14 protein-coding genes are annotated in these 11,958 nt (G+C 68.4%); 6 read left to right on the forward strand and 8 right to left on the reverse strand.

What is annotated here, in order from left to right:
- Window positions 1-71: 71 nt before the first annotated feature.
- The gene (locus NDI86_RS20995) at window positions 72-713 is read right to left on the reverse strand and encodes an HVO_2922 family protein (protein WP_310902228.1); all 642 of its coding nucleotides are present in this window, start codon (window positions 711-713) and stop codon (window positions 72-74) included.
- A gap of 209 nt (window positions 714-922) precedes the next feature.
- Here NDI86_RS20995 and NDI86_RS21000 point away from each other — a divergent pair, with 209 nt between their 5' ends.
- The 3 genes from NDI86_RS21000 to NDI86_RS21010 all read left to right on the forward strand — a co-directional run bounded on the left by NDI86_RS21000 (window position 923) and on the right by NDI86_RS21010 (window position 3,588).
- Window positions 923-1,846: a sugar phosphate isomerase/epimerase family protein gene (locus NDI86_RS21000; RefSeq protein ID WP_310902229.1), complete on the forward strand. Its 924-nt coding sequence runs from the start codon at window positions 923-925 to the stop codon at window positions 1,844-1,846.
- A 48-nt stretch (window positions 1,847-1,894) separates the two neighbouring features.
- Window positions 1,895-3,064 (forward strand): FG-GAP repeat domain-containing protein, encoded by a 1,170-nt coding sequence (locus NDI86_RS21005; protein ID WP_310902230.1) that lies wholly within the window; start codon window positions 1,895-1,897, stop codon window positions 3,062-3,064.
- A gap of 98 nt (window positions 3,065-3,162) precedes the next feature.
- Entirely contained in the window at window positions 3,163-3,588 is a 426-nt protein-coding gene (locus NDI86_RS21010; protein WP_310902231.1) for a hypothetical protein, read from the forward strand.
- Between the two features lie 23 nt (window positions 3,589-3,611).
- Here the strand turns inward: NDI86_RS21010 and NDI86_RS21015 are convergent, their stop codons facing one another.
- A complete protein-coding gene (locus NDI86_RS21015) occupies window positions 3,612-3,839 on the reverse strand; it encodes a hypothetical protein (RefSeq protein WP_310902232.1) in 228 nt (75 codons plus the stop codon).
- A complete protein-coding gene (locus tag NDI86_RS21020) occupies window positions 3,840-4,643 on the reverse strand; it encodes a M48 family metallopeptidase (protein ID WP_417936303.1) in 804 nt (267 codons plus the stop codon).
- A gap of 141 nt (window positions 4,644-4,784) precedes the next feature.
- Between NDI86_RS21020 and NDI86_RS21025 the strand changes: the two genes are divergently transcribed.
- On the forward strand, window positions 4,785-5,207 hold the full coding sequence (locus NDI86_RS21025; protein ID WP_310902234.1) for a DUF2391 family protein: 423 nt from the start codon (window positions 4,785-4,787) through the stop codon (window positions 5,205-5,207).
- Here NDI86_RS21025 and NDI86_RS21030 read toward each other — a convergent pair whose 3' ends face one another.
- From NDI86_RS21030 to NDI86_RS21040, 3 genes are all read right to left on the reverse strand, one after another.
- On the reverse strand, window positions 5,208-6,947 hold the full coding sequence (locus NDI86_RS21030; RefSeq protein ID WP_310902235.1) for a hypothetical protein: 1,740 nt from the start codon (window positions 6,945-6,947) through the stop codon (window positions 5,208-5,210). It lies immediately after the preceding gene.
- Window positions 6,948-7,390: 443 nt separating this feature from the next.
- The gene (locus tag NDI86_RS21035) at window positions 7,391-7,729 is read right to left on the reverse strand and encodes a hypothetical protein (RefSeq protein WP_310902236.1); all 339 of its coding nucleotides are present in this window, start codon (window positions 7,727-7,729) and stop codon (window positions 7,391-7,393) included.
- 105 nt (window positions 7,730-7,834) lie between these two features.
- Window positions 7,835-8,788 (reverse strand): hypothetical protein, encoded by a 954-nt coding sequence (locus NDI86_RS21040; RefSeq protein WP_310902237.1) that lies wholly within the window; start codon window positions 8,786-8,788, stop codon window positions 7,835-7,837.
- Window positions 8,789-9,010: 222 nt separating this feature from the next.
- Here NDI86_RS21040 and NDI86_RS21045 point away from each other — a divergent pair, with 222 nt between their 5' ends.
- Window positions 9,011-10,459, forward strand: coding sequence for an ATP-binding response regulator (locus tag NDI86_RS21045; RefSeq protein ID WP_310902238.1), 1,449 nt, complete (start codon window positions 9,011-9,013; stop codon window positions 10,457-10,459).
- A gap of 218 nt (window positions 10,460-10,677) precedes the next feature.
- Entirely contained in the window at window positions 10,678-11,337 is a 660-nt protein-coding gene (locus tag NDI86_RS21050; RefSeq protein WP_310902239.1) for a helix-turn-helix domain-containing protein, read from the forward strand.
- On the opposite strand, the gene NDI86_RS21055 is transcribed toward NDI86_RS21050, so the two are convergent.
- Together NDI86_RS21055 and NDI86_RS21060 are read right to left on the reverse strand one after the other, a co-directional pair.
- A complete protein-coding gene (locus NDI86_RS21055) occupies window positions 11,334-11,531 on the reverse strand; it encodes a hypothetical protein (RefSeq protein ID WP_310902240.1) in 198 nt (65 codons plus the stop codon). The two genes, NDI86_RS21050 and NDI86_RS21055, sit on opposite strands and share 4 nt — an antisense overlap.
- A gap of 100 nt (window positions 11,532-11,631) precedes the next feature.
- Window positions 11,632-11,829: a CopZ family metallochaperone gene (locus NDI86_RS21060; protein ID WP_310902241.1), complete on the reverse strand. Its 198-nt coding sequence runs from the start codon at window positions 11,827-11,829 to the stop codon at window positions 11,632-11,634.
- Window positions 11,830-11,958: the final 129 nt, after the last annotated feature.

Genomic DNA, 11,958 nt, shown 5'->3' on the forward strand with positions numbered 1-11,958 from the left:
TATCGGACGGTGACCGAGCGGCAGCCACGGAGCGTACACAGCCTGGGTGCACTCGCCGCCCCGCCCGACGCCTACCTGACCGAGGCGCCCCGGACGTTCGTCTTCACGCTCCGGAGGCCCTGTTTCGCCTTCTGCTTCGAGGCGTACCCCTGGCCGCCGTCGGCGATTATCTCGCCGTTGTCGTGTCGGAGCCGCCAGCGCCACTTCCCAGCCCGGTCGACGAACAGTTCGAACGTCGCCTTGCTGGCGCCCTCGTCCTCGTCGGGCTCGCCCGCTCTCGACGTGTCGACGACGTGGGCGCCCGGCGCGTTCTTCCTGACGCTCTCGAGGCCCTGCTCGGCCTTCTGTTTGGAGGCGTACCCCTGGCTGCTGTCGGCGATGATGTTGCCGTTGTCGTGGACGAGCCGCCAGCGCCACTTCCCGGCGTTGTCCTCGTACAGGTCGAACGTCGCCTTGCTGGCGTCGGCGTCCGTGTCGACTGTGCCTTCGGCCGCCGGCCACTCCACCTCGATGTCCAGACTGACCGTCTCGCCGTCCTGTTCGACCTCGACTTCGAAGTCGGGGTCGGCGGGCAGCTCGACGGTCACGGTCTGTTCCTCGTCCGCCGGAACGGGCTCGCCGCGGCTGAGTCGGTCGGCCAGTCGACGGAAGTACGTGGCGAGGCCACGGCGGCTTCGTCGCTCCGCTGACTCGTGGAGTGTCTCGTCTGACATGCGTGTTGACAATCAGATGGAACGCATATAGTCATATCCCAGAGACGTGTCAGCGTCGTATCTGGAGGCGGACCGGACGGGCCCACCGCCGGGCGAGACAGCGCGATGGATGGCTGGCTACCGGGCCCGAGATGCCAGGAATTAGGCGGTGCCTGCAAATTTCAACGTGTCGTTACCTTTCAATTATCGGCCCGTCGGACCGACCAACGATGGTCAGACCGGCACTCCAGTTGTACTCGGTCAGAGACGCCCACCAGCCCCTCGTGGAGTTGTTGCCCAGGATACGCGAGGCCGGGTACGAGGGGGTCGAGTTCGCGAGCCCGCCCGAGCGTGACTGTGAGCGACTCTCGTCTGCGCTGTCGGACGCCGGACTCGAAGTGGTCGGGATGCACGTCCGATTACAGGAGCTACGGGACGGGCGAGCGGAGATACTCGAATCGTGTCGCGCGCTCGGCTGTGCTGACGTAATCGTCGCCCACGTCTCCCCCTCGCACTTCCGGACGCGGAGCAGAGTGCACGCCCTGGCACAGGAGTTAGACGCGCAGGCGGCCGCGCTCGCCGAGGCGGGCGTCTCGCTGCACTACCACAACCAGTGCTTCGAGTTTCAGTCCGTCGACGTCGGCCCGCTCGTCGACGCCGCCTCGGCCGTGTGTAACCCGTCCCCACGCCCGAGGCTGTCCGGCGCCGGTGACGCCGAGACGTTGCGGCGGTACCGGCGGATGGCCGGAACGGCGGGCGAGCGGATACTCGACGCGCTCGGAGGGCCGCCGCCGGCCGACTCGTTCGAGGAGACGGGGCTGGCGACGCTGCTCGCTGAGACGGACGACGCCCTGGCGGTCGAACCCGACCTCGGAAACGTCCGGGCGGCCGGGTTCGACCCCGAACGCGTCCTCGCGAGGGCGACAGACCGGACGCGACTCGTCCACGTCAAAGACGAGTTCGTGTCGTCCGCGGGACCGTACCCCGAGGAGCGGCCCGCCCCGCTCGGGTCGGGCGACGTCGACGTCGAGGGAGCGGTCGCGGCGGCGGACGCGGCCGGTGCCACCTGGGTCGTCATGGAGAACGACGACCCGGCGACCCCGCTGGGCCCGATTGCGAACGGTCGCGAGGTTTTCGAGTCGGCCGGCGTATAATTCGATTAGGAGTGCAATAACAAGAAAGACACAGTCCCGAGCGAGGGTATGCAAAACCGAGTCGAGCGACAGGCGACGGACGTCGAGTTCGCCCACGAGCGCATCGACGACCACCCGCCCTGTAGCAAGCTCAACAGCCTGCAGACGACGGACCTGACGGGCAACGGCCACCCGGACATCATCGTCGTCGGGATGGGCGGGAACCCGAGCGTCACCGTGGGCGGACGGGAGTTCCAGTTGCCGATGGCGGGCCCCGCGAGTCGGCTGTCGCTGCGCTTTGAGACCAACGTGTTCTGGTACGAGAACCCCGGCTGGGAACGCCACACACTGGCCCCGGAGAGCTATCTGCATCCGGGGGTCGGCAGCGACCTGGCGGACATCAGCGGGTCGGGGACGCTCGATTTCGTCGTCGGGCAGGGGTTCGGGAGGCCGAACCTCTACTGGTACGAACAGCCGGAGGACCCGAGAGACCCCTGGATACAACACCACATCACCGACCGGTTCGAGAAGTACCACGACCTGCTCGTCGCCGACGTTGACGACGACGGCGAGGAGGAACTCGTCGGGCTCTCCCAGGACGCCGAGTCGATTTTCTACTACGACATCCCGGCCGACCCGTTCCAGGAGCCGTGGCCGGCGTCGAACTGCACAGTCGTCGACGACGACCGGCGCTGTGAGGGGGTCGCAGTCGTCGACATCGACGGCGACGGTCGCACCGAAATCGTCGCCGGGACGAACGTCTACCATCGGACCGAGGACGGGTGGAGACACGACGACGTCTGTACCGGCTGGGACGACACCCGCGTCGCCGTCACCGACGTCGACGGGGACGGCGACCCCGAAATCGTGCTCTCGGAGGGAGACTCGCCGACCTTCGGGACCCACCCCGGACGGCTGGCCTGGGTCGACTACCCCGACGGAATGCCGCGGATTATCCGCGACGACCTGTTCAATCCACACAGCCTCCAGACCGCGGACCTGACCGGCAACGGGCTCGCGGACATCTACGTCGGCGAGATGAGCCTCGGCAAGACCGAGACCCCCGAACAGCTGCTCTTCGAGAACCACGGCGACGGGCAGTTCACCGAGCACGTCGTCGAGCGTGGCGTCCCGATACACGAGGGAAAGCTGGCCGACATGACGGGAAGCGGGGACCTCGACATCGTCGGGAAGTCGTACGGGCCCGACCGTCACGTCGACATCTGGTACCGGAAGTGACCCCTGGCCGCTCGTAGCCGACAGGGGGCGAAGGTCGTCTCGCCGTAACGCGGCCCATACCCTTTACCCGTCCTGGCCCCCGAGCTAGACGAGAACAGATGGACCCCACACCGCCCCCGGCGGCGGCCCCGGACGAGGGCGACCAGCCGCCACTCCCCTGTGACGACTGTCGGGACGCGCTCGATACGGTGTCACGCGACAGTGTCTCCTTTCTCCTGTTGGACCAGTTCACGCTGCCGGTCGTCGGCTGTGCGGACCACCTCGAACGGTTCCGGGCCGTCTGTGGGCTCACGACCGACGGGCGGGCGGAACTGCTCTCCCACCAGCCGGCCGGCGGCATCACCTGTCCCGGCTGTCGCCGGGCGTCACACGCCACCGGACACGCGATGATTCCGATAGACGGCGGCGCCGCGGTGCTGCTTGGCTGCCCGGACCACGAGTCGACCATCGCCAGCCGCTACCAGACCGGCCAGCGGACGCGCCAGCGGTTGACCGACGATCTCGACGCCTTCCGCTCTGTCTGAGCGGGCACCTGTCGTCGCCGCCCTCAGAGCGCGATAGCCACGGCCACGGCGAGACAGGCGACGCCCACTCCCCGCGTCGCCCACAGCCATCGGCCGGGGAGGGCGCCGTCGCTCCCGTACTCCCCGCGGCGACGGCGCTGTCCGGGCCGACCGACCACCGACAGTTTGAGCGCCGCCCGCGGCGCGACGACCAGAAAGGCCCCCAACAGTACGCCCAGGCCGACCGCGAGCCACTGGCGAACGTCGACCATCTACGCGCGGAGCCGCTCGATGCGTTCCTCGGTCGGCGGGTGTGTCGAGACGAGTCTGGTGAGGACGCTGTCGGCGTCCCCGAAGATACAGAGCGCGCTCACCTGGTCGTCGACAGCCGACTCGCGGGCCCGCTCGTGGCCGCCCGATATCTTCTCCAGGGCGCGCGCGAGTGGCTCGCCGCTGCCGATGGCCTCCCTGGCGTCGGCGTCGGCGACGTACTCTCGGTACCGGGAGATGGCGAGCACGAACAGCATCACGACGAACTGGACGACGTTCCCGACGACGACGGCCAGGAAGAAGTCCGCGAGGTCGTTGTCCCCCGTCGCGAGGACGGCGAACTGGGCCGCGATGCCGACGATGGAGGCGATGCCCTGGCCGACGACCATCGTCACCACGTCGCGGTTGGCGATGTGGGCCAGTTCGTGGGCCAGCACCCCTTCGAGTTCGTCGTCGTCCAGTAGCTGCATGAGTTCCGTCGAGACGACGACGACGCCGGCGCCCTTCCGGCCGACGGCGAAGGCGTTCGGGACGCCCATCCGGGCGCCCATCAGCCGCGGCTCCTCGATGCCCATGTCCCGCGAGAGCCGGCGCACCTGCTGGTGGACGCGGGGATACTGCTCCTCGGGGAGGTCCTCCGCGCCGACGCTTCGCAGCGCCGCCCACTTGCCTATCTTGTACTGCACGCCGACGAGCAGGACGGTGCCCGCGACGGCGACCGGCCAGATGCCCGGACCGAAGGCGGCCACTGCGACCGCGACCACCACGAGGTAGAAGGCCGCGAGGATGGCAGCCACGACCGCCATACGCAGCTTCAGACCGACGTGTTTCATGTGGTCAGGAATTGGCAACTGAGACGTAAAAAGGGAGTGAACCTGACATCCGGTCCAGGCGGCCGCGAGACCTCCGCCCCAACTGGTATGGGGTAGAGCCGTCAGTACGGACGTATGAAGCAACGCCAGAAACACAAACTCGCGGACACCGCCCAGCAGATAGTGGGCGGGTTTCTGCTTGCCGGCCCCTTCGTCGTCACGGAGGAAGTGTGGATGCTCGCGCGGAACATGACCATGTTCCACAGCCTCTTTCTCGTCGTCGCCATCATGGCCATCGGCTACGGGGGCCTCTACGGTGCGGACAACGACCGCGACCCGCGGACGGAAGCCGCCGTCGCCGGCGTCCCGGTCCGGTTCATCTCGGTGATGTTCGTCGCCTTTGGCTCGGTGGGGACGCTGGCGTACGCCATCACCGCGCCGGACCTGTTCCTGAGCGACCTGGACCCCGAGACGACGATGCTAGTCACCTTCCGGGCGCTGAGCGTGGCCGCCGTCTTCTCCGTGGTCGGCGCGGTGACGACCGACAGCCTGTTCTGATTACTCGCTGAGCACGTCGATGGTCTGCTCGTCGACGTACTGGCCCTCCCGGCCCGCGGTGTAGGCCTTGGCGATGGCGATAGCGCGGCCCGTCTCCGAGTCCCCGAGCGTGGGCGAGAGCTCGGACTGGAGCAGTTCCGTGGTCCAGTCGCAGTCCTCGTACGCGATGTCGCCCCGAACCAGCGCCAGACACAGCGAGACCACGATGCCGTGCATCGCGGAGGTGACGTAGCTCGTCTCCGCGCCGGCGACGGCCGCCAGGCGGTCGACGTCGACCTGGGTCTGGCCGATAGTCGCGGCGAAAAGGACGGCCCCGGCGGCCAGTTCGGCGGCGGTGTACGCCTCGGCGTCGCCGTCGAACCGGTCCAGCGAGCGCTGGCTCTCGGCGAGGACGGACTCGGACAGCCCCAGTTCCGCCGCCACGTCCTCCACCACGTCCTCGGGGTCACGTCGCGGGATGTCCGCGTCGACGGTCTCGTCGAGGGTGTCGAGCCACTGGGCGATGACGCGGGGCTCGAACGACCGGCGACCGGCCACCTCGACGATGTCGACGCCCCCGCCGCTCATCCGGGCGGCGGCGACCACCGTCGTGGCCGCCAGCTCGGCGGCGTCCTCGACGGCGGCGTCCTCGACGGCGTCGCTGACCATCCCGCGGGCGAGCAGCCGGGCCGAGGAGCCGATGTCCAGCTCCTCGACCAGAGAATCTATCTCGGTCTCGACTGCGTCGACGGTCAGGGCGGTCCCCACCTCGTCACCGCCGGCCGGAATCCAGACGTCGACGGAGCCGGCCCGCTTGCGCTCGACCTCCCCGTCGTCGGCCAGCGACTCCAGGGCGTCCTCGGCGACCGATTCGCTCGTGTCGTGGGTCTCGGCCACGTTGGCCGTCGTCGGGAGCTCGTCGGGGTAGACGGACTGGACGGTATCGAGCACGGCGTCGGTGTCGGCAGTCTCCACGGACGAAGCGGACGCCCCGTCGGCGCTCCCGGCGCCGTCGGCGGCGGTCGCCTCGTCGGCGGACGACGCCCCACCGGCGCTTGCCGTCCCCGACCGGGACTCGCCGGACGCCTCGCCGCCCGTGGTACTGCCCTCACCTGCGTCGGACTGGCTCTCGTCGCTGGGCCGGTCCGGGGCCTGCGAGGCCGGGACAACCCGGTAGCGGTCGTTGGCCAGCCGGTCGTCGAGCAGGTCCTGGAGGTCGCGACAGCGGTTCCGGACGGTCACCTCGCTGGTGCCCGACACCTTGCCGAGCGTGCTCTGTTCGTAGGTGTCGTCCAGGCCGTTGACGAGCGCGGCGAGCGAGAGCGCCCCGCCGGCCGTCGCCGCCGGTGAGGGGCCGCCGGAGACGACCGTCGGGTCCAGCGCGAAGGCGTCCTGGAGGAGCCGGTGAGCGACCGTGACCAGTTCCTCCGGCATCTCGACGGCCTCGCCGAACCGCTGGACCAACGAGTTCGGGTGTGGCGGCACCTCGGCGATATCGAAGTAGTCGGAGACGGCCTCCAGTTGCTGGCTGGTGATACTGATGTCGGCGTCGGCAGCCTCCATGGCGTCGGACCAGGCGCTGGCGATGTCCTCGTCGCGGACCGGCAGTCCGTCCTCGCGGGCCGAGAGGGCCAGCGACGCGGCGGCCGTGGTGTCGAGGTGGTCCTCGTTGACGTCCGGCTCGCTGCGGAGCTGGTCTAGCCGGACCAGTGTTATCTGCATCGTGTTGTTCGGAATCTGCAGTTTATCGCATACAGACACGAGCCGATTCTGCACAGTATTATCTGAAGTACTCACCATTGCCATTCGTTGTGACCCTCAGGGTGTTAAGTTTTGCATACTGTCAGCGAATGACTCGGCCGTGCCGGCCGATGGCCCGCGGCCTCGCCGCCGGGCCACGGCCGGGAGAGTCTGACCGGGGCGACTGCTCCCGTCGGGAGTGCAAGAGCGGTGCCGTCCGCCATATCCGCCCGGACGCCGTGACAGACCGAGCGGGAGAGCAGGTCACCGTACGACCTGCTACCTAGCTGGTCCGCCCGTTCAAGCCGGACCTGTAGCGTGGGCAGGTGTGGCGCGGTGGCGTCCGGGGCCGGCGAGGGGCTGCAGACTCGGCCGGTCGAGCAGCGACGGGAGCGGCGCCGGTCAGGCCGACAGTGGTACGTCCACGCCGCAAAGGAGACGCGAGCGGGACGCCTCTCCCCCGACTACGCCGATATCGGGTCGGCGAAGGTCGAGAGGGTCTCCAAGGTGAGCCGGGGCGGACTGTCACGCTCGCGGGGACCGAGCATGTGGCCCCCGGCGTTGAACGTGCGACTGTAGCTGTGCCAGTCCCCGAACCGCGCGGTGGGGTCGAGGACGTCGCGTTCGCCGAACCCGGTGGGGTCGTCCACGACCACGACGGTGTCGGTCCCCGGCGTGTCGCCGATGCGTTCGAGCACCAGTCGGTCGTCGTGGTGGCGCCCGCAGCGTTCGGTCACGTTGAGGACGTCACCGGCCGCGAAGCCGGGCACCGCCTCCGTGACTCTGTACCCGTTGGGTTGCATGGGCGAGCGACGGTAGACGCTTCAGTCGGATAAACATATTCGAGGACTAATAATTAGGCAGGTCGGCCGCGAGCGTATCGGTTCAGGCGGACGAAACCGAAGTCCTCAGACCGCCTCGAACCCTTCGAGCGCGACCGTCAGCGTCCCATCGTCGGGGTCGGCTCGGACGCTGTAGGCAGTCGGGTGGCGGCCGTCGTGGGGGTAGACAGCCGGCTGTGGCACCCCGTAGCGCTCGGTTCCCTCGAACCCCCGGAGGAACTCGCGGGTGAGCATCGGTTCGACGAACGCCAACTCGGGCTCCCCGTCGACGCCGACGAAGCCCTGGACGAGCGTGTTGGTGAACGCCTCGGGGGTGCCCGGGAGCTCCGGCGCGTCGGCGGGCGCCAGGTGCTCGCCCATGTCGGTGATGTAGCGTTCGGCCGCGGCGCTCGGTGGCGAGCGGCGGTAGCCCGACGGAATCTGCTCGGGCTGAATGGCGTCGTAGGGCGCGTGGTCCGGGCCCCGAATGGCGTCGATAGTGTCGGTCCCCAGCATGTGGAAGTGGACGTCGAAATGCGGTCTCGCCCAGGCCCCGCCGCCGCCGGGGTGTCCGTCGGGGTTCCAGTTGAGGCCCACAAACGTAAACGGCGTCCCGTCGGCCCCGGGAAGCGGGATAAAAAACTGCAGGGACTCCCGCCGGTGGACGCTACGCGCCTCGCCGGTCGCCGAGTACTTGTCGTCGTAGGTCGGTGACTCGCCGGTCCGGTCGGCGGCCAGTTCGTCGGCGCTCGGCAGCGGGCCGGTCACCGCCTCGCGGTCGAACTCGACGCCGTGGTACCGGGGACGACCCTCGGCCGTCTCCGCGGTGAACGTGCGGACCTCGCCGCCGCCGAGCCGGGCGGTGTCCCCGTACGCCGTGTGACACGCCGGCGGGAACCCGTCGGTCGTGTCGCCGGCCGACGCCCCGGCGGCCGTGGGAACGCCGGTAGCGAGCGCCCCGACCGCGGCCCCGCGCAGTAGCTGCCGGCGGCACACTCCCCGCTGTCGATTCGACTCCGTGGCGTTGCGCTCTCGGAACATGTGGTACTGACACCCGTCGACGAGCAGACGCTCCGGTGGGTGTCCGGAACCACTCCCGGAACGTGTAAGAGCTTTGTGACGGTTTTCCCGACGGGCCGTAAAATCCGCTCCCGGAGGCGTGAACGGATAGGTCGGCCGAAGTCGTACCGAACGCCGACGACCGGTTTGTTCACGCTGTGACTACCCTAATATTCATCACTGTGGGCCTGTATATCAGGGCGCATGGATAGTCGAATCCGGGTCCTGCACGTGGACGACGACCCGGAGTTCAGGGACCTGACGGCGGAGTTGCTCGAACGGGAGAACGACCGCTTCGACGTGAGGACCGCGGCGGGCCCCACGGAGGGGCGAACGCAGTTGGAGTCGGGGGAGTTCGACTGTGTCGTCTCCGACTTCGACATGCCCGGCGAGTCGGGCATCGCGTTCCTGGAGACGGTCAGGGGCGACTATCCGGACCTCCCTTTCATCCTGTTTACCGGCAAGGGGAGCGAAGAGGTGGCGAGCGAGGCCATCTCGGCCGGTGTCACCGACTACCTGCAAAAGACCATCGGCGCCGAGCAGTACGAACTGCTCGCCAACCGCATCGCGACGGCGGTCGACCAGTACCGGACCGCCCGCGAGCTGGAGCGCCAGAACGACCTCTTCGAGAAGGCCGAGAGCATCGGCAACGTCGGCGCCTGGGAGTACGACATCGTCTCGGACACGTCCTACGTCTCCGACGAGGTGTTGCGTATCCACGGGCTGGACACCGACGCCCACCTCACGCCCGAGGAGACCATAGAGTACTTCCACCCCGACGACCGCGAGCAGCTCCGGGGGGCCTTCCGCGCCGCCATCGACGCGGGGCGGTCCTACGACCTGGAGCTTCGGATGCGAGACGCCGACGGCAGACAGCGGTGGATTCGGACGCGGGGAGAGCCCCAGTCCGAGGACGGTGACATCGTCCGAGTGCGCGGTATCCTTCAGGACATCACCGACCAGAAGCGCCGCGAGAGGAAGCTAGAGCGCCAGAACGCGCGGCTGGAGGAATTCGCACACGTCGTCTCCCACGACATCCGCAACCCGCTGCAGGTCGCGTCCGGGCAACTGGAGCTTGCCAGACAGACCGGCGACCCGACGGCGTTCGCGGGGGCCGAGGACGCGCTGAACCGCATCGAGACCATCGTCGAGAACATCCTCACGCTCGCGCGCCACGGCCGGACCGTCGACGAGACGGAGCCGGTCCCGCTGGCCGCGGTCGCCCGAGAGGCGTGGGAGACGGTCGAGACGGGCGGGCTCGCGCTGTCGGTCGACTCGGAGGTCGAACTGGCGGCAGACCGGGAGCGGCTGCGACAGCTCCTCGAGAATCTCGTCGCCAACACGGTCGAACACGGCGAGGGCGCCGAGACGATTCGAATCGGCGAGATTCAGCCGCTGTACACCGCGACCCGTGCGGACGGCGACACCACGAACGGGTTCTACGTCGCCGACGACGGCGTCGGCATCCCGGAGGGCATCCGCGACGAGGTGTTCGACTCCGGCTTTACCACGGCGGCCGAGAGCACCGGCTTCGGGCTGGCTATCGTCGCACAGGTCGCCGAGGCACACGGCTGGGAGACGGCGGTGACCGACAGCCGGGACGGCGGCGCCAGGTTCGAGTTCACCGAGGGGCCGGCTGGCGGAACCGGCTGAGCGACAGGCCGCCGCGGCGGCCGGCACCGCCCCTGACCCGCGCGCGAGCGCAGGCAGGGGTTCCATGTCGAAGGTCGAAGTCATCAGTATCTCAACATACACGCCGAGGCCGCTGTGTCTCTACTGGCCGACCCCGTGCCGGTATCGGACGGAGTAGTTCCCAGTGTCACCGCCACGAGAGAAGGTTCTTGTTGTTAGTTTGAGAAGAGTGTCTCGACATGGCTACCATCGTAATCGGCTCAGTGCCGACAGAGGAACTCGCGCTGGCCCACACCTTCGAGGAGTTGCCGGAGGTCACGTTCGAGAGCGAGCGAATCATCGAGAGCGGCGACGACGCGGTCATGCCGCTGCTGTGGGCCCGAAACGCGGACCGCCAGTCGCTGGAGTCGGCCATCCACGAGGACTCGACGGTCAAAAATGTCACCCTGCTGGCCGACTTCGGCGACGAACACCTCTACCGGATGGACTGGGTCGACCAGGTGCAGCTTCTTCTCCACATGCTGACAAACTCCGAGGCGACGATACTGGACGCTCACGGTCGGCCCGACGGGTGGCGGCTCCGGGTGATGTTCCCCTCCCGGTCACACCTCTCCGAGACCCACGAGTTCTGCAAGGGTCACGGGATGGAGTTCACCATCCAGTCGATTCGGGAGATGGACGGCCAGCCATCCGGGCGGTTCGGACTCACCGAGGACCAGTACCGGGCGCTCATCACGGCGGTCGAGAAGGGGTACTACGACGTACCGCAGAAACGAACCCTCGAAGAGCTGGCCGACGAGTTCGAGATATCCCACCAGGCGCTCTCCGAGCGGCTTCGGCGCGGTACCGAGTCACTCGTCGAGGACACGCTGCTCGTCGGGACGCCCTCGGAGCGCTAGCGGAGCCGCCGGACGAGTCGGACCAGCGCCGAGGCGACGACGCCGGCGCCGGGGATTCGCGTCGAGAGCGCGGCGGCGCCCAGCAGGAGGGCGGCCGCCCAGTGCTCGCCGCGGCGCACGGCCATCGCGGCGTCGACGAGTGTGGAGACGATTGCGAGGTTTCCGAGGGGCGAACCCCGAGACTGTGTTTGCATTGCGGCCCCAGGTACGCCCAGCGCGGGCCAGAGTACTCGCCCTGTATCCGCAGGGTATTTTTATACTGTCGGCGAAGCCGCGTTCTCGCCCGGACGGCGCTCAGACGGCGGCCGTGTAGCCGGCCTCGTCGACGGCGGCCACCAGCGCGTCCGCGTCGGCGTCGCCCTCGACCGTCGCGGACTCGGCCTCACGGTCGACGTGTACGTCGGTGACGCCATCGACGCCGGTCAGCGCGTCCGCGACGCTCTGCTCGCAGTGTTCACAGCTCATCCCTTCGACGGTGAGTGTCGTCGACATACGGGTAGTACCAGGGGCGCCGGCGTTAAGCCGATTGTCCCTTCGATTCCGTAGCCAGCTCCAGTCTCTGCTTTCGGATTCGAACTTTTTTCGTCCGGACGCTTTTACCGCTGGAGGGAGTGGGGTCGC

Origin of the sequence: Haloarcula onubensis, from assembly GCF_031624605.1 — an archaeon.
Lineage (GTDB): Archaea > Halobacteriota > Halobacteria > Halobacteriales > Haloarculaceae > Haloarcula > Haloarcula onubensis.

What these genes read in the sequence shown, in the direction of transcription:
- NDI86_RS20995 (WP_310902228.1), bottom strand. Translation starts at nt 713, where the DNA reads ATGTCAGACGAGACACTCCACGAGTCAGCGGAGCGACGAAGCCGCCGT.
- NDI86_RS21000 (WP_310902229.1), top strand. Translation starts at nt 923, where the DNA reads ATGGTCAGACCGGCACTCCAGTTGTACTCGGTCAGAGACGCCCACCAG.
- NDI86_RS21005 (WP_310902230.1), top strand. Translation starts at nt 1,895, where the DNA reads ATGCAAAACCGAGTCGAGCGACAGGCGACGGACGTCGAGTTCGCCCAC.
- NDI86_RS21010 (WP_310902231.1), top strand. Translation starts at nt 3,163, where the DNA reads ATGGACCCCACACCGCCCCCGGCGGCGGCCCCGGACGAGGGCGACCAG.
- NDI86_RS21015 (WP_310902232.1), bottom strand. Translation starts at nt 3,839, where the DNA reads ATGGTCGACGTTCGCCAGTGGCTCGCGGTCGGCCTGGGCGTACTGTTG.
- NDI86_RS21020 (WP_417936303.1), bottom strand. Translation starts at nt 4,643, where the DNA reads ATGGCGGTCGTGGCTGCCATCCTCGCGGCCTTCTACCTCGTGGTGGTC.
- NDI86_RS21025 (WP_310902234.1), top strand. Translation starts at nt 4,785, where the DNA reads ATGAAGCAACGCCAGAAACACAAACTCGCGGACACCGCCCAGCAGATA.
- NDI86_RS21035 (WP_310902236.1), bottom strand. Translation starts at nt 7,729, where the DNA reads ATGCAACCCAACGGGTACAGAGTCACGGAGGCGGTGCCCGGCTTCGCG.
- NDI86_RS21040 (WP_310902237.1), bottom strand. Translation starts at nt 8,788, where the DNA reads ATGTTCCGAGAGCGCAACGCCACGGAGTCGAATCGACAGCGGGGAGTG.
- NDI86_RS21045 (WP_310902238.1), top strand. Translation starts at nt 9,011, where the DNA reads ATGGATAGTCGAATCCGGGTCCTGCACGTGGACGACGACCCGGAGTTC.
- NDI86_RS21050 (WP_310902239.1), top strand. Translation starts at nt 10,678, where the DNA reads ATGGCTACCATCGTAATCGGCTCAGTGCCGACAGAGGAACTCGCGCTG.
- NDI86_RS21055 (WP_310902240.1), bottom strand. Translation starts at nt 11,531, where the DNA reads ATGCAAACACAGTCTCGGGGTTCGCCCCTCGGAAACCTCGCAATCGTC.
- NDI86_RS21060 (WP_310902241.1), bottom strand. Translation starts at nt 11,829, where the DNA reads ATGTCGACGACACTCACCGTCGAAGGGATGAGCTGTGAACACTGCGAG.